At 50.3% G+C, this 25722-nt stretch carries 26 protein-coding genes and 1 pseudogene; 15 read left to right on the plus strand and 12 right to left on the minus strand.

Annotated elements, in window-relative coordinates:
* Positions 1-48: 48 nt before the first annotated feature.
* Complete coding sequence (gene mdtH / locus GZ59_RS09870; RefSeq protein ID WP_011094070.1) at positions 49-1254, minus strand: multidrug efflux MFS transporter MdtH; 1206 nt, start codon at positions 1252-1254, stop codon at positions 49-51.
* Positions 1255-1568: 314 nt separating this feature from the next.
* Between mdtH and rimJ the strand changes: the two genes are divergently transcribed.
* The 4 genes from rimJ to murJ all read left to right on the plus strand — a co-directional run bounded on the left by rimJ (position 1569) and on the right by murJ (position 5465).
* Positions 1569-2159: a ribosomal protein S5-alanine N-acetyltransferase gene (rimJ, locus tag GZ59_RS09875; protein WP_039291495.1), complete on the plus strand. Its 591-nt coding sequence runs from the start codon at positions 1569-1571 to the stop codon at positions 2157-2159.
* A 9-nt stretch (positions 2160-2168) separates the two neighbouring features.
* Complete coding sequence (locus GZ59_RS09880; RefSeq protein ID WP_011094068.1) at positions 2169-2807, plus strand: YceH family protein; 639 nt, start codon at positions 2169-2171, stop codon at positions 2805-2807.
* A 29-nt stretch (positions 2808-2836) separates the two neighbouring features.
* Positions 2837-3802: a Gfo/Idh/MocA family protein gene (locus GZ59_RS09885; protein WP_011094067.1), complete on the plus strand. Its 966-nt coding sequence runs from the start codon at positions 2837-2839 to the stop codon at positions 3800-3802.
* A gap of 127 nt (positions 3803-3929) precedes the next feature.
* Entirely contained in the window at positions 3930-5465 is a 1536-nt protein-coding gene (gene murJ, locus GZ59_RS09890; RefSeq protein WP_011094066.1) for a murein biosynthesis integral membrane protein MurJ, read from the plus strand.
* A gap of 97 nt (positions 5466-5562) precedes the next feature.
* On the opposite strand, the gene argS is transcribed toward murJ, so the two are convergent.
* A complete protein-coding gene (gene argS, locus GZ59_RS09895; protein ID WP_011094065.1) occupies positions 5563-7293 on the minus strand; it encodes an arginine--tRNA ligase in 1731 nt (576 codons plus the stop codon).
* Positions 7294-7948: 655 nt separating this feature from the next.
* On the opposite strand from argS, the gene GZ59_RS09900 reads away from it, so the two are divergent.
* Both GZ59_RS09900 and cutC read left to right on the plus strand, forming a co-directional pair.
* Entirely contained in the window at positions 7949-8497 is a 549-nt protein-coding gene (locus tag GZ59_RS09900; RefSeq protein ID WP_039291498.1) for a VOC family protein, read from the plus strand.
* Between the two features lie 438 nt (positions 8498-8935).
* Complete coding sequence (gene cutC, locus GZ59_RS09905; protein ID WP_011094063.1) at positions 8936-9694, plus strand: copper homeostasis protein CutC; 759 nt, start codon at positions 8936-8938, stop codon at positions 9692-9694.
* 155 nt (positions 9695-9849) lie between these two features.
* Here cutC and GZ59_RS22845 read toward each other — a convergent pair whose 3' ends face one another.
* The 3 genes from GZ59_RS22845 to GZ59_RS09915 form a co-directional block, all read right to left on the minus strand.
* On the minus strand, positions 9850-10086 hold the full coding sequence (locus GZ59_RS22845; RefSeq protein WP_071598450.1) for a hypothetical protein: 237 nt from the start codon (positions 10084-10086) through the stop codon (positions 9850-9852).
* 403 nt (positions 10087-10489) lie between these two features.
* On the minus strand, positions 10490-11092 hold the full coding sequence (locus GZ59_RS09910) for a hypothetical protein (RefSeq protein WP_039291503.1): 603 nt from the start codon (positions 11090-11092) through the stop codon (positions 10490-10492).
* A 13-nt stretch (positions 11093-11105) separates the two neighbouring features.
* On the minus strand, positions 11106-11690 hold the full coding sequence (locus tag GZ59_RS09915) for a papain-like cysteine protease family protein (protein WP_011094060.1): 585 nt from the start codon (positions 11688-11690) through the stop codon (positions 11106-11108).
* A 38-nt stretch (positions 11691-11728) separates the two neighbouring features.
* Between GZ59_RS09915 and GZ59_RS22855 the strand changes: the two are divergent.
* The 3 genes and pseudogenes from GZ59_RS22855 to GZ59_RS24065 all read left to right on the plus strand — a co-directional run.
* Positions 11729-11904 (plus strand): annotated as a pseudogene (locus GZ59_RS22855) (type II toxin-antitoxin system HicB family antitoxin); the annotation flags it as partial.
* A gap of 313 nt (positions 11905-12217) precedes the next feature.
* Positions 12218-12517, plus strand: coding sequence for a hypothetical protein (locus GZ59_RS23890; RefSeq protein WP_011094058.1), 300 nt, complete (start codon positions 12218-12220; stop codon positions 12515-12517).
* A 158-nt stretch (positions 12518-12675) separates the two neighbouring features.
* Positions 12676-13125, plus strand: coding sequence for a nuclear transport factor 2 family protein (locus GZ59_RS24065; protein ID WP_226302311.1), 450 nt, complete (start codon positions 12676-12678; stop codon positions 13123-13125).
* Here the strand turns inward: GZ59_RS24065 and cmoB are convergent.
* The 5 genes from cmoB to GZ59_RS09940 all read right to left on the minus strand — a co-directional run bounded on the left by cmoB (position 13010) and on the right by GZ59_RS09940 (position 17636).
* The gene (cmoB, locus tag GZ59_RS09920; protein WP_011094057.1) at positions 13010-13993 is read right to left on the minus strand and encodes a tRNA 5-methoxyuridine(34)/uridine 5-oxyacetic acid(34) synthase CmoB; all 984 of its coding nucleotides are present in this window, start codon (positions 13991-13993) and stop codon (positions 13010-13012) included. The genes GZ59_RS24065 and cmoB overlap by 116 nt on opposite strands.
* Positions 13990-14733 (minus strand): carboxy-S-adenosyl-L-methionine synthase CmoA, encoded by a 744-nt coding sequence (gene cmoA / locus GZ59_RS09925; protein WP_039291507.1) that lies wholly within the window; start codon positions 14731-14733, stop codon positions 13990-13992. The genes cmoB and cmoA overlap by 4 nt, the downstream gene beginning before the upstream one ends.
* A gap of 230 nt (positions 14734-14963) precedes the next feature.
* On the minus strand, positions 14964-15359 hold the full coding sequence (locus tag GZ59_RS09930; RefSeq protein WP_011094055.1) for an MAPEG family protein: 396 nt from the start codon (positions 15357-15359) through the stop codon (positions 14964-14966).
* A gap of 156 nt (positions 15360-15515) precedes the next feature.
* Complete coding sequence (locus GZ59_RS09935) at positions 15516-16328, minus strand: DUF72 domain-containing protein (RefSeq protein WP_080641321.1); 813 nt, start codon at positions 16326-16328, stop codon at positions 15516-15518.
* A gap of 90 nt (positions 16329-16418) precedes the next feature.
* Positions 16419-17636: an EAL and HDOD domain-containing protein gene (locus tag GZ59_RS09940; protein ID WP_039291511.1), complete on the minus strand. Its 1218-nt coding sequence runs from the start codon at positions 17634-17636 to the stop codon at positions 16419-16421.
* Between the two features lie 543 nt (positions 17637-18179).
* Between GZ59_RS09940 and aspS the strand changes: the two genes are divergently transcribed.
* The 6 genes from aspS to ruvB all read left to right on the plus strand — a co-directional run bounded on the left by aspS (position 18180) and on the right by ruvB (position 23638).
* Positions 18180-19976: an aspartate--tRNA ligase gene (gene aspS, locus GZ59_RS09945; protein WP_039291514.1), complete on the plus strand. Its 1797-nt coding sequence runs from the start codon at positions 18180-18182 to the stop codon at positions 19974-19976.
* Between the two features lies 1 nt (position 19977).
* Positions 19978-20421: a dihydroneopterin triphosphate diphosphatase gene (nudB, locus tag GZ59_RS09950; protein ID WP_005967739.1), complete on the plus strand. Its 444-nt coding sequence runs from the start codon at positions 19978-19980 to the stop codon at positions 20419-20421.
* A 23-nt stretch (positions 20422-20444) separates the two neighbouring features.
* Positions 20445-21188: a YebC/PmpR family DNA-binding transcriptional regulator gene (locus tag GZ59_RS09955; protein WP_011094041.1), complete on the plus strand. Its 744-nt coding sequence runs from the start codon at positions 20445-20447 to the stop codon at positions 21186-21188.
* Positions 21189-21268: 80 nt separating this feature from the next.
* A complete protein-coding gene (gene ruvC, locus GZ59_RS09960; protein WP_011094040.1) occupies positions 21269-21781 on the plus strand; it encodes a crossover junction endodeoxyribonuclease RuvC in 513 nt (170 codons plus the stop codon).
* Positions 21782-22008: 227 nt separating this feature from the next.
* Positions 22009-22626 carry a Holliday junction branch migration protein RuvA gene (gene ruvA / locus GZ59_RS09965; protein ID WP_011094039.1) on the plus strand — a complete coding sequence of 206 codons (618 nt, stop codon included), beginning with the start codon at positions 22009-22011 and terminating at the stop codon, positions 22624-22626.
* A 7-nt stretch (positions 22627-22633) separates the two neighbouring features.
* The gene (gene ruvB / locus GZ59_RS09970; protein WP_011094038.1) at positions 22634-23638 is read left to right on the plus strand and encodes a Holliday junction branch migration DNA helicase RuvB; all 1005 of its coding nucleotides are present in this window, start codon (positions 22634-22636) and stop codon (positions 23636-23638) included.
* A 71-nt stretch (positions 23639-23709) separates the two neighbouring features.
* Here the strand turns inward: ruvB and GZ59_RS09975 are convergent, their stop codons facing one another.
* Together GZ59_RS09975 and GZ59_RS09980 are read right to left on the minus strand one after the other, a co-directional pair.
* Positions 23710-25089 (minus strand): carbohydrate porin, encoded by a 1380-nt coding sequence (locus GZ59_RS09975; RefSeq protein ID WP_011094037.1) that lies wholly within the window; start codon positions 25087-25089, stop codon positions 23710-23712.
* Positions 25090-25259: 170 nt separating this feature from the next.
* Positions 25260-25565 (minus strand): PTS lactose/cellobiose transporter subunit IIA, encoded by a 306-nt coding sequence (locus GZ59_RS09980; protein WP_005967750.1) that lies wholly within the window; start codon positions 25563-25565, stop codon positions 25260-25262.
* Between the last annotated feature and the right edge of the window lie 157 nt (positions 25566-25722).

Genomic DNA, 25722 nt, shown 5'->3' on the forward strand with positions numbered 1-25722 from the left:
TATAGAAGGGCTTTACCGACGAGATCAAACTCGTCGGTAAAATTCAGACTAATGACCACCCAGCATCGCGGGTTCGATGCGGCGTTGATTGAACTGCCAATACAGCGCGGCTAACGTCAGAAACCCTATGGTGCCGAGCATGAACCACGGCAGTTCCGGCTGATTTAATGCGTGTCCGGTATCAAATAGCCAGCCGCCGCCGCTGTAGCCAATCGCGCCGCCCAGCGCCAACCCAAGCCGGCTGAAGCCCATATAGCTGCCTCTGGCCCTGGAATCTGCCAGCGAGGCGCTCAAGGTTTCACGTGCAGGTTCAGCGATAATAGAGCCCATGTAAAACAGACTGATAAGCATCAGCAGCGGCCGAAGCTCTGTCGTCATCCCAATTGGGAACATGCTGACGGACATGATGAAAAGCCCCACCATCAAGCGCTGTTCCAACCGGAAACGCTTCTCGCTCCAGCGGGCGATAGGATAAAGCAGCGTCAGCGATAGCACCGCTTCAATGGCATACATCCATTTCACCGCAGACGGCGTTCCGGCGATTTCGTTGACCATAATGGGTAGCATTAACAGAACCTGAACGGCCAACATGTAGTAGCCCGTCAGTGTTAATACGTACATCAGGAAACGGCGGTCGCGAATCACGCGCATCAGCCCTTCTTTGATTGGCGTTCTTACCGTTGAAATACGGTAGGCCGGTAACAGCCAGGCATTAAGCCCTGCTACAAGCACGAAAATGACCGCGCCAACCCAGCAGACAACCTCAAAATCGTACTGAAGCAGCCAACTGCCGAGCAGGGCGCCAATGACGGCACCGGCGCTGTCTTGCATCATCAGTAGTGAATAGAAGCGGCCACGTTCTTGCGGGCGAATCAGCTTGATCACCAGTGCGGTACGCGGCGGATCGAATAACGTGCCACCCAAACCGGACAATGCACAGGACAGCCAGAGCAGCCAAGGCTCGTCAGCAATCGCCATGAAAACAAAACCGGAGGCGCGCAGCAGCATCCCAGTGATAATCATCGGTTTGGCACCAAAGCGGTCAGCGATGGCTCCGCCAAAAATACCCAGACCTTGCTGAATAAATTGACGCAATCCCAATGCGATACCGACTAATAATGCGGCCCAGCCGAGTTGATCGACAAAACGAATGGAAATAAGGGGGAAAACAACGAAGAACCCTAAAACCACCAGCATATTATCTAGTAATAAAAAATATTTACCCAAGCTCCGAGCTTGCGACATCAGAGGCATGTTTCACCACAACGAAGAAAGGAGGAAAATAACAGACGTGACTATTTTGTACTCTAATTCAACTTTGGTATAGCCTATTGTTGGATAATATTTTTTTATCGATTTAACGTTATCCGAGTAGCATTTCAGCGAGAAAAAATGGCTTTCCTGATTCAACTGCGCAATAACTCGGCGACGAGGATTTTACGTCCATGAATTTATGTGGTTATAGTAAGGATTATCGGGAATGCCGATATTTTCTGCTTATGTGAAATAGTCACTTTTTCAGCGCCGATGAATTTTACTTATCGATAACATGGAGAGTAGGGGGCAAAATGTTTGGCTATCGTTCAACGCCGGCAAAAGTGCAATTGACAACCGATAGGCTGGTGGTGCGTCTGGCCCATGAACACGATGCATGGCGTCTGGCTGAATACTATTCTGAAAACCGTGATTTTCTTAAGCCGTGGGAACCCGTGAGAGACGCCAGCCATTGCTATCCATCTGGCTGGCAGGCGCGGCTTAGCGTGATTAACGAAATGCATAAACAGGGCAGCGCTTATTACTTCCTCCTGTTGGATCTGAATGAAAACGAAGTGTGTGGCGTAGCGAATTTCAGTAACGTACTGCGGGGATCGTTCCACGCCTGCTATCTGGGTTACTCTCTCGGCCAGAAATGGCAGGGGCAGGGGCAGGGGCTGATGTACGAAGCATTGCAGTCGGCATTGTGTTACATGCAGCGTCAGCAGCATATGCATCGCATCATGGCTAACTATATGCCGCATAACCAGCGCAGTGGGAACCTATTGACGCGTTTGGGGTTTGAACGTGAAGGCTATGCGAAGGATTATCTGCTAATTGATGGCAAATGGCAGGATCATGTATTAACCGCGTTGACCAACGCCGAGTGGAAGTCTCCGCGTTAAGGAAAAATGATGAAATACCAATTGGATGCTCGCGAAGCCCGCGTAATCGGCTGCATGTTGGAAAAGCAGATCACTACGCCGGATCAGTACCCTATGTCGTTAAACAGCATCACCACGGCTTGCAACCAGAAAACCAACCGTGAGCCAGTGACGGAACTGAGCGAAAGTGAGGTACAGCAAACGCTGGATTTGCTCGTGAAGAAGCATTTCCTGCGCACGCTCAGCGGCTTTGGTAACCGTGTTGTGAAGTACGAACATCGTTTTTGCAATTCGGAGTTTGGCGATCTGAAGCTCTCTCCCGCGGAGGTCGCTCTAGTGACGACGCTTCTGCTGCGTGGTCCACAGACGCCGGGTGAACTGCGTACGCGTGCCGCTCGATTGTATGATTTTTCAGATGTTGGCGAAGCTGAATCCACCCTTGATCAATTGCAACAACGTGACGATGGCCCGTTTGTTGTACGACTCGCGCGGGAGGCGGGCAAACGGGAAAGCCGCTACCGGCACCTTTTCAGTGGTGAAGCGAGTGATGCGGCGGTTCTTGAAGAGGAAAGCGTGAACGACAATTCGCATCCGCTGGCCGAGCGAGTTGAAGCGTTAGAGACAGAGGTTGCTGAACTCAAACGTCAACTTGCCGCACTGTTAGCGTAATAGAATCTGTATCAGGGAGAAAATCAGCCATGAAGCCTCAGTTTCCATCTGCGGAAAACGTTGCAGAACCTACCGTATCCATCCAACGCCCTCGTATCGGTGTCGTCGGGTTGGGATCCATCGCGCAGAAAGCCTATTTGCCCATTCTCAGTCAGGCTGAGCGCTGGGAACTGGTTGGTGCATTTTCTCCCGATCGACAAAAGACGCAGCGGATTTGCCAACACTATCGGATGACGGGTTTCTCTGCATTGGATGAGTTGGCAGCCCACTGCGATGCGGTCTTTGTCCATAGCAGTACCGCCAGCCATTTTTCCGTTGTAAGCCAACTGCTTGAGGCGGGTGTCGATGTCTATGTGGATAAACCGCTGGCAGAGACGCTGGAGCAAGCGGAAGTGCTGGTCGAATTGGCAGAGCAACAACAAAAAATTCTCATGGTTGGCTTTAATCGTCGTTTTGCTCCGTGCTATCAGCAGCTAAAGCAACGGTTGGATCAACCCGCATCCCTGCGCATGGATAAACATCGTATTGATAGCGTCGGGCCGCAAGATGTGCGTTTTACCTTACTGGACGACTACCTGCATGTGGTTGACACCGCGCTATGGCTGGCAGGAGGTGATGCCGAATTGGTTGATGGTGTTTTGCATGCAAATGCGGACGGCCAACTACTGTATGCCGAACATCATTTCCAGAGCGGCAACTGTCAGGTGACGACCAGCATGCATCGTCAGGCCGGGAGCCAGCGAGAGTGGGTTCAGGCCGTTACCAACGGTGGGTTATATCAGGTGGATGAGATGCGTGAATGGCGTGAAGATCGCGAAGGGATGACGCTCCACCCAACTGTGCCATCCTGGCAAACTACGCTAGAACAACGTGGATTTGTCGGTGCGGTGCATCATTTCATGGCAGCGATCGAACAACGGAAACCAGCGGAAACATCCGGTAACCAGGCGTTGCTATCCCAGCGCATGATTGAAAAATTGCTGGGAAAAAGCTGAAAAGTTCAGCGGTTATGACAATGTTCGGTAGCTATTACACGCGCAATGCGTAGACTAGTCGCACCTCGCAATCAGGATGACCCCAACGGGTTAATAATCACGCCTGAACCGTTCAGAACATAATCGGATGAATTTACTTAAATCACTGGCTGCTGTCAGTTCCATGACCATGTTATCGCGCATTTTAGGATTTGTGCGCGATGCTATTGTCGCGCGTATTTTTGGTGCAGGTATGGCGACGGATGCCTTCTTTGTCGCGTTCAAACTGCCCAACCTGCTCCGACGCATTTTCGCGGAAGGTGCATTTTCACAGGCGTTCGTGCCTATTCTGGCCGAATATAAAAGCCAGCAGGGTGATGAAGCCACGAGAACGTTCCTCGCTTATGTCTCCGGTATGCTGACGCTGATTCTGGCATTAGTCACCGTGGCGGGTATGGTCGCCGCGCCTTGGGTCATTATGGTCACTGCTCCCGGCTTTGCTGCGACGCCGGAGCGCTTTGAGCTGACCTCTAATCTATTAAGAGTCACGTTTCCCTATATCCTGCTGATCTCACTGACCTCCATGGTGGGTTCGGTGCTAAACACCTGGAACCGTTTCTCGGTGCCGGCATTTGCCCCGACGCTGCTAAACGTCAGCATGATTGGCTTCGCGTTGTTTGCTGCACCGTATTTTAACCCTCCCGTAATGGCGCTGGCCTGGGCGGTATTGGTTGGTGGTTTACTGCAACTCGGCTATCAGCTACCGCATCTGAAAAAGATTGGCATGCTGGTATTGCCGCGCCTGAAATGGCGCGATCCGCGAGTCTGGCGAGTCATGAAGCTGATGGGACCTGCGGTTTTAGGCGTGTCGGTGAGCCAGATTTCGTTGATCATCAACACCATTTTCGCGTCCTTCCTCAACGAAGGGGCGGTGTCATGGATGTATTACGCCGATCGTCTGATGGAATTTCCTTCCGGCGTATTGGGGGTGGCGTTAGGGACGATCTTACTCCCGTCGCTGGCGAAAAGTTTTGCCAGTGGCAATCATGACGAGTATTCCCGCCTGATGGATTGGGGGCTTCGTCTGTGTTTCCTGCTGGCGCTACCGAGCGCGGTAGCATTAGGAATTTTAGCCAAACCTTTAACGGTGTCGCTGTTCCAGTACGGTAAGTTTAGCGCCTTTGACGCGCTGATGACCCAACGCGCGCTGGTTGCCTACTCGGTTGGGTTGATGGGATTGATTGTCGTCAAAGTGTTAGTGCCTGGCTTCTATTCCCGGCAGGATATCAAGACGCCAGTAAAAATAGCGATAGTCACGCTGATTCTGACGCAAGTTATGAACCTGATCTTTATCGGTCCGCTGCAACATGCGGGTCTGGCATTGTCCATCGGACTTGCTTCCTGCTTGAATGCAGGGCTGCTGTATTGGCAACTGCGTAAGCAGGATATTTTCCAACCACTGCCGGGTTGGAGAGGTTTTCTGGTTCGCCTGCTGGCAGCGGTTATCGTGATGTCGCTGGTTTTACTGGGCATGCTGTGGTGGATGCCCGCATGGGATGACGGCAATATGACGATGCGAATTCTGCGCTTACTGCTGGTCGTCGTCGTGGGCGCGGGATCCTATTTTGCCACGCTGGCGCTGTTGGGATTCCGACCCCGAGATTTCGCCCGCCGTAGCGTGTAACAACATTACGGAATTGCGTAGTAAAAAACGCCATTGGTGCTGCCACCAATGGCGTTTTTGTTTTACGTTGATGGATACGTTTTTAGTCGATGGAGAATTACATCTTATCGACGGTTTCGATACCCAGCGTATCCAGACCCTGCTTCAACGTTTTTGCCGTGAGCAGCGCCAGTCTTAGACGGCTCTGACGCACATCATCATTTTCGGCGTTCAGGATGGGGCAGTGTTCGTAGAAACCAGAGAACAGGCCAGCCAGATCGTACAGGTAGCTACACATCACATGCGGCGTGCCTTCGCGGGCAACGGAGGTGATGGTTTCTTCAAATTGCAGCAGGCGCGTGGCAAGCGCAAATTCGCGCTCATCATTCAGCGTAATCGGCTGCGTTAAGGTGTCTTCCTGTATGCCCGCACGCTTGAAAATGGACGCAACACGTGTATAGGCATATTGCATATAAGGCGCTGTGTTGCCTTCAAACGCCAGCATGTTATCCCAATCAAAAACGTAGTCCGTGGTACGGCTTTTCGACAGGTCTGCGTATTTAATCGCGCCGATAGAAACCACTTTCGCCAACGCTGCTAACTCGTCGCTTTCCATCTGTGGATTTTTTTCCGCGATGAGTTTCAGTGCGCGACCGTAGGCTTCATCCAATAGCTCGGACAGCTTGATCGTTCCGCCTGCACGCGTTTTGAATGGTTTACCGTCTTTGCCCAGCATCATGCCAAACATGTGGTGTTCCAGGCTGACAGAATCGGGCACGTAACCCGCTTTACGCACGATCGTCCAAGCCTGCATCAAATGCTGATGCTGACGGGAATCGATGTAGTAAAGCACGCGATCGGCGTTCAGGGTTTCATAACGGTATTTGGCGCAGGCGATATCGGTTGTGGTGTAGAGGTAGCCGCCATCTTTTTTCTGGATGATGACGCCCATCGGTTCGCCTTCCTTGTTTTTGTACTCATCAAGGAAAACTACCGTTGCGCCTTCGCTTTCAACTGCCAGACCTTTTGCTTTCAGATCGGCAACGATGTTCGGCAGCATGCTGTTATACAGGCTTTCACCCATCACATCCTGTTTGGTCAGCGTGACATTAAGGCGTTCATAGTTGATCTGGTTCTGCGTCATGGTGATATCGACGAGCTTGCGCCACATCTGACGGCAATATTCATCGCCACCCTGTAATTTCACTACGTAACCGCGTGCGCGTTCAGCGAAATCGGCATCTTCGTCGTAGTGTTTCTTCGCTTCACGATAAAACGCTTCAAGATCGGACAGATCCATCTCGTTGGCGCTTTCGTTTTGCATTTTTTCAAGGTAGGCAATCAGCATGCCGAACTGCGTACCCCAATCGCCAACGTGGTTAGCACGGATGATATTGTGGCCTAAAAACTCCAGCGTACGGGCTGCGGCATCACCAATAATGGTTGAACGCAGGTGGCCGACGTGCATTTCCTTCGCGACGTTGGGGGCAGAGTAGTCAATCACGATCGTTTGTGGTTCAACGGGCGTTAAACCCAGTTTTGGTGCATTCAGGGCGTTCTCAACTTGGCTCGCAACCCACTGCTTATCGAGAAAAATATTAATAAATCCCGGGCCCGCGATTTCTGTTTTTTCCGCAATGCCTTCCAGTGCCAAAAGCTGGACGACTTTCTCAGCCAATTGTCGCGGCGGCATGCCCAGTTTTTTCGCCACGGCCATGACGCCATTAGCCTGATAATCACCAAACTGTGCTTTTGCCGACTGACGAACCTGAGCTTCGCTGTCTGCTGGCGCGCCCGCGGCGGTTAACGCCTGGCTGACTTTTTCGGAGAGAAGAGCCTGAATATTCACCGGTTTACCTTAAATTAAAAATTAAGCCTTGCTTATACCATATTTGCCTTTCCTCGTCAGCAGACGGCGGAAGCAAAGGGATGTTCAGGCGAAAAATTACCCGCAGAGCGGGAGATAAAAAAGGCGCGATGAGATGAAAGAATGGATTGAGGAGAGCGCGATAAAAATAAAAAATAGTTTTAGGTAGAATAAAAATAAATCAAATCGTGATCTTAACGTTTTTTCGACCGACTATTTACACCAATTTTATGTGAGTTTCTGGTTTTAAAATGGCGGAAAATAGCGTATGCCGCAATAGCGATAAGCGCGATGGATATAATGAGTAAAACCATGATGATATCTCTGCGTTATTATTTATTTTCTTAATTTATACGTTTTCTTTTCAGCGTTCAATGGAGGTGGGCTTATTTAAGATTCCTCCCAGAATAGATTGCGAGAAGTATCGCAGATTAACATCGGGTAAAAAACGTTTCCGTTTATTAATCAAACGACATGGTTGCCTTTTCTTTGCATTTAATGCGTTTCACGTAACGAAGGTGTAAATAAATGTACATGGGGAAAAGTAGAATTTAATTAGAATGTACTATGGGTATGATATTCTCACTATCGAAAATAGTTATTGATATGTGATGGGCCGCGAGGAGTTTTACCCGATATGTTACCCAATGATTTGATAACGGATTTAGCGCGATTTGAGCGAGACTTACAGGAATTAGCGGGTGTGCTACAGCTGGACTTGGGCGCGTTTCATGCTGATCATATTTCGCTGCGTTGTCATCAGAATACCACGGCTGAATCATGGAAAGCGGCGTTGCTGAAGGCTGGCTGTCTGCTGTCTGAAAACCAAATCAATGGCCGCCCAATCTGCCTGTTTATACTGGATAATTCAATATCTGTCGGCCCCTGGCAGATTGATTGTATCGAATTACCGTGGCCGGGGAAAAAATATTATCCCCATGAAGGATGGGAGCATGTGGAGCTGGTGCTTTCCGGTGATACGGAAACACTGCATCAGCGTGCTTTGACCTGCTTGTCTGATGATGCACTACGTACGCCTGGCATCAAGCTTAAATTTAGTTCTCCGCAAGGCGAAAAAGAACGAATCCCTAATCCGACACTAGCAGTAACTAATGGGAAAGTGACAATAAAGTTTCATCCATTTGATATACGAGACGTTGTCACGAGCGAAATGTCTTCGTTATGAAAATAGCTGAGCATGTAGAGCAATCAGAAAGATGACATTGACTAAAAGTAAAATGGCATATCACGTTATTCATGCCACTTTCTTTTACTGTATACCCTAAATAATTCGAGTTTCAGGACAAAACGTTAGCGTTTTGAACAACGGCAGATTTGAGCGCTGCTTGCAGCGACCCCGACGGGGCGAGGTTCACGCGAGTGGGCTGAGTAGTGTAGCTAACGCACCTGCAATTTAAAGTATGACGGGTATAGAACAGATTAATAAAACTGTGGTTTATGTCATGTTTATTTCGGCGCTGTATCGCGTTCATTGTGACTCCCGTCTCCTCACGATATGAATGCGAATGCCATAGTTATTACTTTAATCGGCGTAATGATTCGTCGATTTTTCGACAATGACAATTAAGAAAAGTAGTCTGGGAGTTTACATGGAGGAGCAGCGATGACGAAACTGGAAGTATGCTGTTATAGCGTTGATTGTGCGATAACGGCAGCGCAGTCTGGGGCTGACAGGATTGAACTCTGTGCAGGACAGCGAGAAGGCGGATTAACGCCATCCTATGGTGCGCTGCGGGGTGCCCGTGAAAAGATCGCGATTCCTGTTCACCCGATTGTGCGCCCGCGAGGCGGCGACTTTTGCTACAACGCGACGGAGTTTGCTGCCATCAAATACGATATTGAGCAGGTTCGTGAGATGGGGTTCCCTGGCGTTGTTGTCGGTGCGCTGAATGAGGAAGGGCACATTGATTTGCCCAAAATGCGCGAAATCATGGCGGTGGCTCAAGGGATGGCGGTGACCTTTCACCGCGCGTTTGATATGTGTCTGAACCCTTATATTGCGCTGGAACAGCTCACCGACCTTGGCGTATCACGCATATTGAGCTCTGGGCAGCAGCAGACGGCGGAGAATGGGTTGCGGTTATTACGTGAACTAACACAGGCCAGTCGCGGTCCAATTATTATGGCGGGTTCCGGCGTGCGGTTGACTAACGTGCACAAATTTCAGCAAGCCGGTATCCGGGAACTGCATAGCTCCGCAGGTCAGTGGACGTCATCGCCTATGCGTTATCGCAAAATCGGCGTGTCGATGTGTTCTGATACGGAATTAGATGAATTTAGCCAGTATTGCGTGGATGGTGATGTGGTGGAAGCAATGAAACGGGCGGTCAGCCCGGATCGTGAAATGCAGTATGTATCGTAACGCAAAGTGTTTCATGGTGTAGCGGTTGATAGATCGCATTGTATAGACACCACATCGTCATTCTTCAATTTTGCCGCGCCGCATACCATCAGGTTTGCATGGCAAGTACCAAGCCCCAGTGTGTTGCTGGGGCTTTTTTTCAACGCCTAGGAATTTCAAAGTGCCCGTAGCCGCGTAGGACAGTGAACACAGGGGGCAGGATCCTGACTTTTTTTGGGTGGCTCCCTGAAGTCGGCACCGTCATAACAGGAAGATAATGGTTTTTTGAGCGTCACCCCGGATTTCAGGCGCAACTTCCCCGCATCACCCGGCGTACCGCATTCGCGCAATGGCCATGCGTTACCAACCAGCTCTCCCACCTTCAGCCCCTTCATGGCCCAGTGGTACACCATCCTGCCGCCGCCAGACTGCTTCGTTCGTGATTTTCATTTGCAGTTAATGTGAGCCCAAATTTGCGATAAACGCGAGCCGTTACACTTACTGGTGTGTTGATGATTTTCATACCGAACCTCCAATCGTTGACTTAGAGGGGCCGGCCCGTAGAGCCGGCGGTATTCTTCAAAGGATGCAGGGAAACCACGCCAAACAACCACCACTGGGCGGAGCGAACTCCGCCCAGTGGTTTAGCCTCTGACTCCGTAGTTCAGCGACGCCACCATGACCGTGTTACCCTGCTGAACGCGGATCTCACACAGTGAGTCGCGCACCATCTAGGTGTTAAACACAACACTATCAGGCTAAAAAAGCCAATTTTAGTGGCATTGTCTTGAACCTCTAAAGTGAAGGTTTTGGCTTTTATCCACCCCCTAACAGCCCACTGGTGTCTGCGTCGAAGCGCTTATGGGCCTGATCAGCCGCCGGTTTGAGCAAAGCGAGCAGCTCTGCCTCATTATACAACTGAGTGACTGCAATTTCCTTGGGGGTTGGCTCAATTGGGATCAGCACATCTTCGCTGTCGGCGTACAGCCAGATTGCCACAACGTGGAGTGCCGAGATGAATAATACTCGCAGTTCAACGGTTTTTCCCTGTAGTTGCGGCGATAGATCCGCCAGCTTTAGCGCCTCTACCGTCGCGGCTGCCAAATTTCCGTGGTTGAGCGAAGCGAACTCGACATGTCCGTGCACGTCGGTCAATTGCGCGTCGGCAATCGTCACTTCATCGGCAAACACTAAGTAATGCCAATCGCCGACCTTAGCGTCTTTGAGGCCTTTATCGTGAATCAGATCCTCTAGGCTGAGCGAGTAGCCACGATAGCCTTCGCTCAGCTTTATTTTGCCCGGCTTGGCGCCCGCGAATTGACGATTGATGCCGAAGCCCTGAGGTTTCAGCGCAGATTGCAGTGCCGGACGCAGTGCCTGTACGCCGTTGGAAGGCGCTTTTGGATAAGTCAATTGCATGATGTTGCCCTCTTTATTTTTTTACGGTGAAGTAAGTGTCAGTCCAATTTCCGCCGGATTTGTATAACCTGGGGAACGAGTTCAAAGCACGGGTCGAGTAACCGTAGATCGAATCTGCAATCAACAGGTAATCACCGTCGGTCCCATAGATAACCAAAAAGTGCGCACCGCCACCGTACCAGGCGCAACGCAAACCGATTGGTCGGCCCTTTTTGATCTGGTTCCGAATGGCCGACATCTGCAAGGATCCTCTATTCATGCCGTTGTAGCTGCGTGTGATTCGCAAGGCGGAATCCAAATAACCGTAGATGTTGCACGGTCCCGGTTGATTGCAGCAGTTGCGGTCCAGAGAGGCGCTGGCTACACCGCACTGGGTCCAAGACCCAGTGCGGTAGAAGTTGCCGACCGAGGCGGAAACAGCCGCCCAGCACCAATTAGTTTGGGTTTGTTTCTGCATTTTAAAATTCAGACGGGAAGTAGCCATTGCCTTAATCTGAGGAGCCGCTTCAACTTCGACCAATTGCGGATCGATCAGATGGCCTATCAGGTCGTTTAGCTTTCTGTCGCCGGTGATTCGGGTTGTTCCAGTGGTTAACATTTTTTATATCCTCTATGAGTCAAACAAGCGTCCAGCTTGATAGCTGGTTTGTTATCGATGTTGACCTATCTGCTTTTGAAGGCAAACAGCAACAGACCAACATCGCGTTACCCGACACGCTGATTCAGCGAGTCGATAAACGTGTAAATAGTCTGTCAATGCCTAACGTGATCGGAGCCATTTTTTGGCAGGGGCTGTACGTCATGAGTTGGCGTCACAACAATTTGCCGATTTCCGGCCGACTCCACGACTCACCGTTCCAGTCATACCCAAGCTCCAACATTCTTTTCCACTCAAGTCCATCACGGTTTGTTAATACTGTATCCATCATTAAGCTCCTGTTTGATTATTGTCACTGTATATATATACAGCTAATTATGGAGATTACTCACCAATAGAAAATCTGTCAACAAATGATATTGATTATCATTCTCTCGTTGTGTGGGGAGCATTGAAAAACGACAGATACTGGCATTGAATTCAGGATTAGCGCGTCCGGTCTTTGCCGGAGGATGGGGGTTAATTAAGTGCGCTACAGTGAAAATGCGTTTTTTGTCCTTGCCTATCTCAATCTGGTCAAGTGCCGAGGCCGCATGGGAGTATTTGCCGCGTTAGAGCGTTCGGGTAAAGATTCGGTTGTCGTACAGATCGGTAGAGTCGATGTAAACCGACGGGAACAGGTGTTATGCCACCTATTTGCGGTAGGGCAACGCAACGGAGATGTATCTTCAGCTCGACCGGCATTACTGTTGGTACGAGCTTTTCTGAGCAGCTATTACGGTCTGCGCGTATTGGGTCGGGCGATGCCAGTACGCGAAATTTGCTGAATGGATCGCTGTGTACGCTGCTTGGCTTACCCACGATATTGACGGTTTGGTTTTTATCGTCGACGGCGATCGGATCGCGGTTGAAGGCCGAGAATGGGGCGTTACGCGTGATGGACGAGCGTGGCCTGACGGTTGCTCATCGCAAGGTCGCTTTGCAAATGTTTTCGAATTCGACCTGGGCTCAGCCCGACGATCCACAGATACTGAAGGCGATCGTCGAGCTGTTTACGCAGGAAGTAGAGTGGGATATCTCGGGTGATGTGCAGGTCGTTCCTTGGAGCGACCCGCGTCGGAATCGGGAGGAGGTGGCTTCATTTTTCCGTGAATTGGCTAAGCAAATTATACCGGAGCGATTCGAGGTGTGGCGGATTGTGGCCGATGATGACGTCGCCGTGGCGCTTGGCGAACTGGCGTCGCGAGTCAAGCGCACTGGCCGTCTTATCGAGTTATCGTCAGTGCTTTTATCGAACGTTATAATGGAGGCGCAGAGGCCTATAGCTCAGCACCAGGTTTACGTGCAACCAATACCGCTCGTACCGGTGCGGGATAACCTTCCACCGTTTTCGTTGGATCCTCAGGGTCGAGGAATTCAGCCAGCGATTCAGTGATCATCCAGTCTGTCCGGCGCTGTTCCTGTGTTGTGGTTGTGCAGATATCGACGATGCGGACATCGACGAATCCGCATTTTTCAAGCCATGTTGTCAAAGCCACAGCAGACGGGATGAAATACACATTGCGCATTTGCGCGTAGCGTTCTCCCGGCACCAGCACCTGATTTTCATCACCTTCAATGACCAGCGTTTCCAGCACCAGCTCACCACCCGCTACCAGCTGATTTTTCAACTGCCACAGGTGGTCGAGCGGGGAACGACGATGGTACAGGACGCCCATGGAAAATACGGTATCAAACGCAGCCAGCTCGGGAAGTTGCTCAATGCCGAGTGGCAGAACGTGTGCGCGCTGGTCGTCGCCGAGTAGCTTACGCACGGCTTCAAACTGACATAAGAATAGCTGCATGGGGTCGATACCCACCGCCATCGTGGCACCTTCACCGACCATTCGCCATAGGTGATAGCCGCTGCCGCAGCCTACATCCAGAATCAGGCGATTTTTCAGCGGGCTGATATGTGGTAGAACGCGCTGCCATTTCCAGTCTGAACGCCATTCGGTGTTGATATCCACACCGTAAAGCGAAAAGGGGCCTTTACGCCAGGGCATCAGATTACGTAGCAGCTTTTCAATCCCTTCGCGCTGACCGACGGAAATATCGGGCTCGATGCGTGCTGTGACGCTGTCGTTCAAATCTAAAGAGGTTGGCTTCAGCGACGGGAGGTGTTCCAGCGAGTTAAACCATAGCTTGAACTTACCGTGCAGGGATTCTTGCTGCCAACTGCTGAGCTGTGAAGGCAGCGTGTTAAGCCAGTGGCTGAGCGGGCCCTTTGCGATTTGCTGATAAAAATTGCCGAAATCGATCACGCCTTTTCCTCTGCTTTTACGGCTAATAACGAACCAAAATTAAAACACTGAAACCAGATCTCGCTGTGCTCAAAACCAGCATCTGCCAGTCGAGCCTTATGGGTTTCTACTGAGTCGGTCAACATGACATTTTCCAGCATGCTGCGTTTCTGACTGATTTCCAGCTCGCTGTAGCCATTTGCCCGTTTGAAGTCGAGATGCATGTTGAACAGCAATTCGCCGACGTCTTTGTCCGCAAAATTGAATTTCTCAGAGAGCACAAGCACGCCGCCGGGATTCAATCCCTGATAAATACGCTCGATAAGCACTTGACGCTGGGAAGGCTCCAGAAACTGAAGAGTAAAGTTCAGCACAACCATGGAAGCATTCTTGATATCAATGTTCAGAATATCCGCTTCTATAACTTCGACAGGCGTTTCGGAGCGAAAAGCGTCAATGTGGCCACGACAGCGTTTTACCATCGCCGGAGAATTGTCTACCGCGATAATTTTGCAGTCCGGCACATGGATATTGCGTCGCATAGATAGCGTGGCTGCGCCTAGCGAACATCCCAGATCGTAGACGAGGCTATTCGAGCGGGCGAATCGCTCTGCCAGCATGCCAATCATTGAGATGATGTTGGAATAGCCGGGCACGGAACGTTGGATCATATCGGGAAATACGTCGGCAACGCGTTCGTCGAATGTCCAGTCGCCTAAATTGGCAATTGGCACAGAAAAAAGCATATCGCGGTTTGGCATGGCGGAAAGTGCACTGAGAGTAATAAAGAGGCGCACATTCTAGCAGAATACGCCATACCCGTCATACTTCAAGTTGCATGTGCGCTGTTCAAAACGCTAACGTTTTGTCCTGAAACTCGAATTATTTAGGGTATGTAGCCTTCACCTTTCACATGTGTGCGGCTTTTGATTCTCGGACGCATTATATCTGTGCGCCCGAGAGTGGTAGGTATCGTTTTTGTCGTACGCCATCAATACAGCGTGAAAACCAGATCCCAAGGGAGATAATAGAGGTTTGCTGCAATCATCAGGATGAGTGAGGCATAGGTTGCCGACATACCCGAACGCCGCCAGCGGAATTCGCGATGCCGAAGTCCGTAGTAGTGAGCTAAACGTCCGGTAATCAATAGAATGCCGCAAAAATGGATCATGATGATAAGGGCGCCATTCATTTCCATCAGTACCAGTAGAATCGCCGCAATTGGAATATATTCCACTGCATTGCCATGTACTCGGATCGCCGTTTGCAATTCATAAAATCCACCGTCGCCGTAGGCCACGCGATACTGCATTCTCAGTTTCACAACATCAATAGACAGCTTTATCAACAAGATTGCGCCGAGCACGATATAGAGCGCACTTACCATTTTTTACTCCGTAACCTAACCGAAAACGGCTTGCAGAATAATAGCTTTCCCTAACGCAACTGTCGCCTGCAAAGGCTGATTTTTTTAGCGGAAATGGGCTACGTTATGAAATTTTTTATAACTAAATGAACTAATACAGCCCCCGCATCCTGTGGTTTAAAAGAGCGTCGCCTGCTGCGGCCAATCTGGCTGAGGCGGCAGTGTCGGATCGATCTCGGCGAGTAATGGCCAAAGCTGTTGCGCCAGCGGCGGAGCATCACCGATATCCGGTGTATGGATAAAGAAGAAGGGATTCGCCTCAGGCCACTGCGGCAGCTTGTTATGCCATGACTTGAACCAGCGCAGATTTTCTTCCAGAGTTTCACTGCCGATAAAGCGGATCAGCGGCTGCGTGGCGGTCAGCACGGCGTGTACCGGCACGCGAGGCTTCTTCCGCTGGGCTTCACGCATGGCAACGCTGTCTGGCGCAGCGTGATGAACCGGACGGCTGTCGAGAATCACGCGGTTGATGCCACGCTGCTGTAGCCCCTGATTCAGCGCACGCTCCTCATCGCCTTTGGTAAAAAATAGCGGGTGACGCACTTCTACGCCGTAGCTAAATCCCTGCGGTAAGGCATCAAGAAAACGCCACAGAACGGGTAACAACACTGGCCCGAAGGTGGCGGGGAGTTGCAGCCATAGCTGTCCGATACGGTGTTCGATCGGCTCAAGGCATTGATAAAACAGGCTGACATCGCTATCGCAGTTCTGTAAGGCAGCCTTATGGCTGATCGTTGAGGGAAACTTGAAGCAAAAGCGAAAATTATCATGTGTCATATCACGCCAGCGCCCGACAATCTCGCGTGAAGGCAACGCATAAAAGGTCGTGTTACCTTCGACACAGCTAAAGTAGCGGCTGTAGTCGGCAAGATCGTTTAAACCCAACCGACTCCATGCAGGGTGCTGCCATTGTGGTAATCCGATGTACATCATCGCACCATAATTTCATTGAGCCTCAATAGGATGGCAACGATTATCGCGTAATTGCTAGACCAGCGCGAGTGAGCCGAGATAAATCGTTTATAAAATCTCATCCGCCCACTGTGTTGCCTCCATTATCATGGTAAAGAAGTTTTCTTCATCGATATCCAACTGGATTAAGAGGCGTTCAAGCTCTTCCCACTCTTGCTGTTCGTATTTAGCGATTAACGTCAGATAAACGGCAAGTTCGCCGGTGTTTTCTAATAAGCTCTGGTTAATTTTTTCCGATAGTGCGATTTGTGAGAGCAACAGCGGCATCGGTGAGTCCAATACAGCATCAAGCAGCGATAATAATCCGCATAGAAACGCCTCGGTGGTATCTTCTTTCACATTAAAAGAGGCATACAGTAATTCGAAAAATCTGGCACGAATTAAGCTAGTGCGATAAAGCTCACTGGGTTTATTCTCATTACTATTGGTAATACTAATTAATGACACAAAACGTTTGAGTTCCCGTTGCCCAAGCAGCATTGCCATAGAACGGAACGACATCGAGGTCGCAGTGATACCAAAGCGAGTGTTGTATTTGATATTGGTGATGTGGCGCATCAATTTATAATAAAGCGACAGATCGGCACAGACCAATTCTTCGATCGCGGCATAGTTGATTTCAGGTTTATTAACCTCTCTCAGTAGCCTTATGGTATTGCTGGATTTATTGACCAGTTTTTTCGATTTAATCATTTCAGGACGACTGAAAAAATACCCTTGAAAAAGTGAAATGCCCAGCTTTTTGCTTTGCATGTATTGCTCATGCGTTTCTACTTTTTCGGCCAGATAAATTAACTTACGCTGTTTGGTTCTTTTGATGAAATTTTCAATGTCGCCAAAAGTCGACAGGGTTAAATCGAATTTGATGACATCAATGTAAGGCAAAAAACGATCCCATTCTGAATCCATTGAAAAGTCATCAAGCGCAATTTTGAAGCCCTTTCTTTTTAGCTTTTTTACGGCAGCAAATAAATCATTGTCGGGTGCAGCATTTTCAAGAATTTCTATAACAACCTTTTCCTGCGGTAATACTTCAGCCTGACCATTGATCAGCATTTGATGGGGGAAATTAATATAGTAAGGCTGCTCGACTACGGATCTTGCCAATGGATTGGTTAAAAATTGATCGGAAATAAGCTGCGCAGTCGCAAATTCAGGGCTGACGTCAGGGAATTTATTGGTGATGTCCATGCGAAAAAGTAGCTCGTAGGCAACGGTTTGGCGGTGTTGATTCAAAATGGGTTGACGGGCAACAAATGAATACATACTTGTTCTCCATGTAAACCATACGCATTAGCCAATAATGGAAAAGCGTTTTTTATTAAAATTTTTTATAAAAATAAGCAGTTACTTAGTAATTTTAGCAGGTTTTACTAAAAGGGAAGGTTGGTTTCCACAAATCATCATGCTGTGGGCGTCGGTATGTCCTATGCCTTTGGGTCGATGCGCCTCCGAATATTGGCCAACTTAAATGCTGCTTTTCTGACGATTTTCTGATCACCGCACTCTTGTGGTCTGGTTTTCCTCTGATGTTTAGTTTTGTAACAACTATTCCTAGATTAGCGAACATTTCGTTAACCGAGAAGGGAATTTCGTAAAAAGAGTAGGCGGCGGCGTCGCAGAGCGTTACCTTCATGCTTATCGTTCTGGCTATTATCCTTTATAATAGCCGCCTTTTTTCACCGGACAGTAACCCAGAAAAATCATACCGTGCAGCGAAAATGCCACGGTTTTTACGTTGTGATCTACCGTGAAAAGTAATCTATCGTGAAAACGTGTGGGCTGGCGGATGAGTAAAAGGACATCGTGATGCGTACTAATTATTGCGGGCAGTTGAATTCGTCCCATGTGGGCCAGGAAGTGACATTGTGCGGCTGGGTTAACCGCCGCCGCGATCTGGGTGGTTTGATTTTTATTGATATGCGTGACCGCGAAGGGCTGGTTCAGGTGTTTTTTGACCCTGATCGTCAGGACGCATTTAAACTGGCATCCGAGTTGCGTAACGAGTTCTGCATCCAACTTACCGGTGTAGTTCGCGCCCGTCCAGAAAGCCAAATCAACAAAGACATGGCGACGGGTGAAGTTGAAATTTTTGCCAACGCACTGACAATCGTTAACCGTTCTGAAGCGCTGCCGTTGGATTCCAACCAAACCAATACTGAAGAAGCGCGTCTCAAATTCCGCTATCTGGATTTGCGCCGTCCTGAAATGGCGCAGCGTCTGAAAACGCGTGCACGTATCACCAGTTTTGTTCGCCGTTTTATGGACGACCACGGCTTCATGGACATCGAAACGCCGATGTTGACCAAAGCGACGCCGGAAGGCGCGCGCGACTATCTGGTGCCGAGCCGCGTACATAAAGGCAAGTTTTATGCGCTGCCGCAGTCCCCACAGCTGTTCAAACAGCTGCTGATGATGTCTGGATTTGACCGCTACTACCAGATCGTCAAATGCTTCCGTGACGAAGACTTGCGTGCCGACAGACAGCCTGAATTTACCCAAATCGATGTGGAAACCTCTTTCATGACCGCGCCACAGGTGCGTGAAGTGATGGAGCAACTGGTACGTGAGCTATGGCTGGACGTGAAAGGCGTCGATCTGGGTGATTTCCCGGTCATGACGTTCGCAGAAGCGATGCGTCGTTTCGGTTCCGACAAGCCAGATTTGCGTAACCCGCTGGAACTGGTCGACGTTGCCGATCTGCTGAAAGATATCGAGTTCAAAGTGTTCTCCGGCCCGGCAAACGATGCCAAAGGCCGCGTTGCCGCTATTCGCGTACCGGGCGGCTCACAGTTGAGCCGTAAGCAGATTGATGAATACGGCAAGTTTATTGAAATCTATGGTGCGAAAGGCCTGGCTTACATCAAGGTCAACGAGCGTGCTAAAGGTCTGGAAGGCGTTCAAAGCCCAGTAGCGAAATTCCTGAGTGAAGACGTTCTGTCTGCTTTGCTGGATCGTACCGCGGCGCAAGATGGCGACATCCTGTTCTTTGGTGCTGACAGCGCAAAAGTGGTGACCGATGCGCTGGGTGCGCTTCGTCTCAAGCTGGGCCGCGATCTGAACCTGACGAAAAACAATAGCTGGGAACCGCTGTGGGTGGTCGACTTCCCAATGTTTGAGGAAGATGGCGAAGGTGGGTTGTCAGCGATGCACCATCCGTTTACCGCACCGCGTGACATGCTGCCTTCTGAACTGGCGGCTAACCCCGTTTCGGCGATCGCTAACGCCTATGACATGGTCATTAACGGTTATGAAGTGGGCGGCGGTTCCGTACGTATTCACAGCGGCGAGATGCAGCAAACCGTGTTCCGCATTCTGGGCATTACTGAGCAAGAGCAGCGTGAGAAATTTGGCTTCCTGCTGGATGCACTGAAATACGGTACGCCGCCGCACGCGGGTCTGGCGTTTGGCCTTGACCGTCTGGTGATGCTGCTGACGGGCACTGATAACATTCGTGACGTTATCGCCTTCCCGAAAACGACGGCAGCAGCGTGTTTGATGACGGAAGCGCCAAGCTTCGCTAACCCAGCCTCGCTGGAAGAGCTTGCCATTGCGGTTGTTGTGAAAGGGAAAGCGGCTCAGGATGGAAAATCCGAGAACGAATAAGATGGTATACAAGCGACCTGTTTCGGTGCTGGTGGTGATTTATGCCCGTGACACCGGGCGGGTGCTGATGCTGCAACGGCGTGACGATCCTGAATTCTGGCAATCCGTGACGGGGAGTATAGAAGAAGGAGAAAGTGCGCCGTATGCTGCACAGCGTGAAGTCAAAGAAGAAGTTAACATTGATATATCCGCTGAAGCGTTATCACTCTTTGACTGCCAGCGCTGTATTGAGTTTGAGCTATTTGCTCATTTGAGACGTCGCTATGCGCCGGGGGTCACGCACAATACCGAACATTGGTATTGTCTGGCGTTACCTGCTGAGCGCGAGGTGCAATTATCCGAGCATCTTGCTTACCAGTGGCTGGATGTGCCCCATGCGGCACAGTTGACCAAGTCCTGGAGCAACCGGCAGGCGATTGAAGAATTTGTTATTTATCCGGCCTGAACAGGCTTTTTTCGGAGATTTTTATGGCAGGTCATAGTAAGTGGGCGAACACAAAGCATCGTAAAGCAGCACAGGACTCCAAACGCGGTAAAATCTTTACCAAGATTATCCGCGAATTGGTCACCGCAGCCCGTTTGGGTGGTGGCGATCCAGGGTCTAACCCACGTCTGCGCGCCGCGATCGATAAAGCACTGTCCAACAACATGACGCGCGATACTCTGAACCGCGCGATTGCCCGTGGCGTCGGCGGTGATGATGATACCAACATGGAAACCATCATTTATGAAGGCTACGGCCCGGGTGGCACAGCTGTCATGGTGGAATGCCTGAGTGACAACCGCAACCGTACCGTTTCCGAGGTGCGCCATGCGTTTACCAAAACTGGCGGTAATCTGGGGACTGATGGTTCCGTTTCGTACCTCTTCACCAAGAAGGGCGTCATTTCTTACGCACCGGGTCTGGATGAAGATACAGTGATGAACGCCGCGCTAGAAGCGGGTGCCGATGACGTCGTCACGTATGACGACGGCGCGATCGACGTCTTCACGCCGTGGGAAACATTTGGTGACGTGAAGGATGCCTTGGATGCGGCAGGCTTGAAGGCTGAGTCTGCGGAAGTGTCTATGATTCCGTCCACTAAGGCGGATATGGATGCAGAAACGGCACCGAAGCTGATGCGTCTGATCGACATGCTGGAAGATTGCGACGATGTGCAGGAGGTTTACCATAACGGTGAGATCTCCGATGAGGTGGCTGAACTGCTGTAATGGCAGGTCGGTGATGCAAAGTAGAAACAGCTACCCACATAGGCGAATCGGCGGAGCGGCACGATGACAATCGTAGCACCATGACAATCATAGTAGGCATCGACCCCGGTTCGCGCGTGACGGGTTATGGCATTATCCGCCAGCAGGGGCGGCATCTGACGTATCTCGGCAGCGGTTGTATTCGCACCGTGGTAGATGATATGCCCACTCGGCTTAAGCTGATTTACGCTGGCGTCAGTGAAATTATTACGCAATTTCAGCCAGACTGTATGGCGATCGAACAGGTCTTCATGGCGAAAAACCCGGATTCAGCCTTGAAGCTGGGGCAGGCGCGCGGTGTGGCCATCGTCGCGGGTGTGAATCAGGATCTGCCCGTGTTTGAGTATGCAGCGCGTTTGGTCAAGAAAACGGTGGTAGGTACGGGCGCAGCAGATAAAAAGCAGGTACAGCATATGGTTCGCTCATTGCTGAAACTGTCGGCCAGTCCGCAGGCGGATGCTGCCGATGCGTTGGCGATTGCGATTACTCACTGCCACTTTAACCAGAGTCTGCTGCGTACCGCAGCAGTGAAAGTAAACCCGCTGGCAGGATGACTGCGCTGAAACAGGAGGCTGGATATTCATCCTAGTGCTGTTCGCTTCAGCCTGTTGTTAGGGGAAACACAGGGGGAGGTTCCCGCAGGGACGCCTCACCCCTGTGGTCGCCCCGTGTATCTTGATGCTTAAACGATCGGTATTGCTGGATATTCATCCAGCCTTTTTTATGTTATATATTCGTCATACTTCAAGTCATTCATTCCCTATGTAAAAGGAAGCGCAACGTGATAGGTCGTCTCAGAGGCATTATCCTGGAAAAACAGCCGCCGCAGGTGCTGATAGAAGCTAACGGTGTGGGTTACGAAGTCCATATGCCGATGACGTGCTTTTACGAACTCCCTGAGCTCAATCAGGAAGCGATTATTTTTACCCATTTTGTTGTCCGCGAAGATGCGCAACTGCTGTTCGGTTTTAATGATAAGCAGGAAAGGGCGCTGTTCCGCGAGTTGATTAAAGTGAATGGCGTTGGGCCGAAACTGGCGCTGGCGATTCTCTCTGGGATGTCCGCAACGCAGTTTGTCAGCGCGGTTGAGCGCGAAGAAATTGGCGCGTTGATTAAACTTCCGGGCGTGGGTAAGAAAACGGCGGAAAGGCTGGTTGTTGAAATGAAAGATCGCTTCAAGGGCCTGAGCGGCGATCTGTTTAATTCGGTCAGTGATATTCCGCTGACGTCACCTGCTAACGTAGACAATCGCGTTGGCGAACCCGAAGCGGAAGCCGCAGCGGCACTGGTGGCGCTGGGCTACAAACCGCAGGAAGCCAGCCGCATGATTTCCAAGATCGCGCGTCCCGATGCAGACTGTGAAACCCTAATCAGGGATGCACTGCGCGCGGCGCTGTGAGGTATTGATGATAGAAGCCGACCGTTTAATTTCCGCTGACGCCGTTCCAGAAGAAGAATTTCTCGACCGAGCGATGCGGCCTAAACTGCTGAAAGAATATGTGGGCCAGCCGCAGGTGCGTGAACAGATGGAAATTTTCATCCAGGCTGCGCGTAAACGTGGGGATGCGCTGGATCATCTGCTAATTTTTGGGCCCCCCGGCTTGGGTAAAACGACGTTGGCGAATATTGTCGCCAATGAAATGGGCGTGAATATGCGCACGACATCAGGCCCAGTGTTGGAAAAAGCTGGCGACCTTGCCGCGCTGCTGACCAATCTCGAACCGCATGATGTGCTATTTATCGATGAAATCCATCGTCTGTCACCGGTTGTGGAAGAAGTACTGTATCCGGCAATGGAAGATTACCAGTTGGATATCATGATCGGTGAAGGGCCCGCTGCTCGCTCAATTAAACTCGATCTGCCTCCTTTCACACTGATTGGTGCAACGACGCGAGCGGGGTCGTTAACCTCACCGCTGCGCGATCGCTTTGGTATTGTGCAGCGTCTAGAGTTTTATAATGTAGCCGATTTGCAGTATATCGTTGGCCGCAGCGCCCAGTGTTTGGGACTGGATCTGACGCAGGAAGGCTCCCTTGAAGTGGCTCGCCGTGCGCGTGGTACGCCGCGTATCGCCAACCGATTATTGCGCCGGGTGCGCGATTTCTCCGAGGTTAAATCGGAAGGTGCGATTACTGGAACAGTGGCGACGCAGGCGTTGGATATGCTTGCTGTAGATACCGAAGGCTTTGACTACATGGACCGTAAGCTGCTGTTGGCAATCATCGATAAATTCATGGGTGGCCCTGTCGGGCTAGACAATTTAGCCGCCGCGATTGGCGAAGAACGGGAAACCATTGAAGATGTATTGGAACCGTTTCTGATTCAACAAGGGTTCATCCAGCGTACGCCGCGTGGCCGAATGGCGACTCAGCATGCCTATCGGCATTTTGGCTTAACGCGTGAAGAATAGTATCGTTTGAGCACGTTTTTCTACATCGTCCATATTTAGGGAGACTATACAGTCTCCCTAAATTTAGGTAATCAGAACCAGGCTTCCCACATTGCCCCAACGTTGAACGAGTCGAGCTGCGTATTGACCCCAGTCGTTGTCCGCGCGGTGTGTTTGTTATCCACTTCTCCGCCAGTCACATAGAAGCGCAACATCGGTCTGAACTCCGGTCCCATGGCAATCGAGACATTCTGGGAAAGTGTCAGTTTCCACCCTTTGTTGTCACCGCCCTGACCGTAGTCCACATGCTGATAGCCGGCTTCAAGCCAGGTAGAATGCACGTCATTCCAGAAATACATAGGGCGAACGATGGCATTGTAGTTACGACGGTCGTCCTGACTCGCAGAGTCGTTCGAGTAGTCGTGGTAGGCCAGCAAATATTCGACCTGCGTTTGCGGTGTGAATTTGTACTTACCTTCGAAGCTGGCATAGAAGGTTTTCAGGTTATTCGTTTTGTTGTAAACGCTGTTATCCGCATTGTCCGAATAGCGGGTGATAAACTGATTGAGGCTATTTTTCCCTGTGTGGCTCAGGACTGCACCGCCTTGCCAGGCCTTCATCCGCTCATCGTTATTCACCGCTTTTGAGTCAAAACCGTAGTTAGCGTACAGCGCAAGATCCAACGGCCCTAGCTTGATGCCATGCACTTTGGAGGTCAGCGCGTAATTGCCCTTATCGCCTGTGCCGGAGCTGCCGGTACAACTGATGCGTGAGGGGTTCGCATTATCCTCCATCACCTCAGGATTACAGGACTCCACGGCACCGACGGCTGCCACATCGAATCGAACACCGCCGATATCAACGTTTTTTATCCCCGCACCTTGACCGTCATGGTTCATCCAGAAGTAATCGTTGATACCTTGCTGTGGACGCTGGTGGAAATCACGTCCCGCCCAGAGATAGGCGTTGGGCTGAGAGGCGAAAAGATTGGTGACGCCTGCATAGGCTTTTTTCAGGTTAACTTCGTCGCCCCAGTGGTCGATCATCACGACGACATCCCAGATAGCGCCGTTGTCACCTTTGAAAGCTTTGGAAAGCTGAAATTCACCACCGTTACCTTCGTTACCCAGACGACCGAGTGCGGAAGCACCGTTATAGGAACCGTCAACCGCAACATATTTCTGGTCACCGCTCTGGAATTGCGCGCCGTAACGCGCATAGCCAGTGAATGCGACGCCATACGGTATCGCCATGTCAGGGGTTTTGGGGGACTCAGGCGTCGTCAGAGGATCGACCTGTTTGCTGGCAATCGCGTCTAACTTGGCCTGACGCTCCGCCAGCGCTTTTTCCACGGCCTGAGCAACGGCACGATCGAGTTGTTCCTGAGTAATGATTTCTTGTGCGAGTGCGGAACTGGAGCAAAGGGCGGCCAGCACTGCCAGCGTAACTGGAAGTTTTTTGCAACTTTTCATAGTCATCTCAATTCAGTAAGTTATTATTCAGACAATAACCATCCCGCTCTGATTGACGTGAATAATGGCACGGCGCTCAGAACAAGGTGATTGTTATTTTTCTAATAGTGCAACGTAATTAAATAACCGACGTAATCGACCCTCCCTTTAAGAGGCGTTCATTATTTACATTATTGTCGTTGATAAAGGTGAATTATTTCTTCTGATAATTCGCGGGCGAGTAATGATGTCATTAAATGATCTTGAGCATGAACCATAATTAACGTCATCGGCTGTCTGGCTTCACCTGCATCCTGTTCGATCAGCTGAGTTTGCATATGGTGTGCCTTGCGCGCGTAGCCATCGGCTTCTTTCAACAGATTTTTGGCTTCATCAATGTTGCCTTTACGTGCAGCGTGCAGTGCCTCAAAACACAGGCTGCGTGACTGCCCAGCATTGACGATAATTTCCATTACTGCATCTTCTAATGTAATCATCATATGACCTATTTTTTTATGTGACAGAATACTCGCGGCAATAGTTTTATTCCCTATGCCGCGCTCTTAAATACTAGTCAGAACGGTGAATATGAATAATAAAAATATGCCGCGTCCGAACGCTTTATTTTCTTTCTTCTATTTAATATGTTTAACT

This window comes from Pectobacterium atrosepticum (assembly GCF_000740965.1).
Classification (GTDB): domain Bacteria; phylum Pseudomonadota; class Gammaproteobacteria; order Enterobacterales; family Enterobacteriaceae; genus Pectobacterium; species Pectobacterium atrosepticum.

Bases quoted from the DNA above. Each gene is read 5' to 3' on its own strand.
- mdtH (WP_011094070.1), bottom strand. From the start codon at position 1,254: ATGCCTCTGATGTCGCAAGCTCGGAGCTTGGGTAAATATTTTTTATTA.
- GZ59_RS09975 (WP_011094037.1), bottom strand. From the start codon at position 25,089: ATGAAAAGTTGCAAAAAACTTCCAGTTACGCTGGCAGTGCTGGCCGCC.
- GZ59_RS24065 (WP_226302311.1), top strand. From the start codon at position 12,676: ATGTTTTCGAATTCGACCTGGGCTCAGCCCGACGATCCACAGATACTG.
- GZ59_RS09910 (WP_039291503.1), bottom strand. From the start codon at position 11,092: ATGCAATTGACTTATCCAAAAGCGCCTTCCAACGGCGTACAGGCACTG.
- nudB (WP_005967739.1), top strand. From the start codon at position 19,978: ATGGTATACAAGCGACCTGTTTCGGTGCTGGTGGTGATTTATGCCCGT.
- GZ59_RS09915 (WP_011094060.1), bottom strand. From the start codon at position 11,690: ATGTTAACCACTGGAACAACCCGAATCACCGGCGACAGAAAGCTAAAC.
- GZ59_RS09940 (WP_039291511.1), bottom strand. From the start codon at position 17,636: ATGTATTCATTTGTTGCCCGTCAACCCATTTTGAATCAACACCGCCAA.
- GZ59_RS09900 (WP_039291498.1), top strand. From the start codon at position 7,949: ATGTTACCCAATGATTTGATAACGGATTTAGCGCGATTTGAGCGAGAC.
- murJ (WP_011094066.1), top strand. From the start codon at position 3,930: ATGAATTTACTTAAATCACTGGCTGCTGTCAGTTCCATGACCATGTTA.
- aspS (WP_039291514.1), top strand. From the start codon at position 18,180: ATGCGTACTAATTATTGCGGGCAGTTGAATTCGTCCCATGTGGGCCAG.
- cmoA (WP_039291507.1), bottom strand. From the start codon at position 14,733: ATGCCAAACCGCGATATGCTTTTTTCTGTGCCAATTGCCAATTTAGGC.
- GZ59_RS09930 (WP_011094055.1), bottom strand. From the start codon at position 15,359: ATGGTAAGTGCGCTCTATATCGTGCTCGGCGCAATCTTGTTGATAAAG.
- GZ59_RS22845 (WP_071598450.1), bottom strand. From the start codon at position 10,086: ATGGTGTACCACTGGGCCATGAAGGGGCTGAAGGTGGGAGAGCTGGTT.
- GZ59_RS09885 (WP_011094067.1), top strand. From the start codon at position 2,837: ATGAAGCCTCAGTTTCCATCTGCGGAAAACGTTGCAGAACCTACCGTA.
- GZ59_RS09955 (WP_011094041.1), top strand. From the start codon at position 20,445: ATGGCAGGTCATAGTAAGTGGGCGAACACAAAGCATCGTAAAGCAGCA.
- cutC (WP_011094063.1), top strand. From the start codon at position 8,936: ATGACGAAACTGGAAGTATGCTGTTATAGCGTTGATTGTGCGATAACG.
- ruvB (WP_011094038.1), top strand. From the start codon at position 22,634: ATGATAGAAGCCGACCGTTTAATTTCCGCTGACGCCGTTCCAGAAGAA.
- GZ59_RS09935 (WP_080641321.1), bottom strand. From the start codon at position 16,328: ATGTACATCGGATTACCACAATGGCAGCACCCTGCATGGAGTCGGTTG.
- GZ59_RS09880 (WP_011094068.1), top strand. From the start codon at position 2,169: ATGAAATACCAATTGGATGCTCGCGAAGCCCGCGTAATCGGCTGCATG.
- rimJ (WP_039291495.1), top strand. From the start codon at position 1,569: ATGTTTGGCTATCGTTCAACGCCGGCAAAAGTGCAATTGACAACCGAT.
- ruvC (WP_011094040.1), top strand. From the start codon at position 21,269: ATGACAATCATAGTAGGCATCGACCCCGGTTCGCGCGTGACGGGTTAT.
- GZ59_RS09980 (WP_005967750.1), bottom strand. From the start codon at position 25,565: ATGATTACATTAGAAGATGCAGTAATGGAAATTATCGTCAATGCTGGG.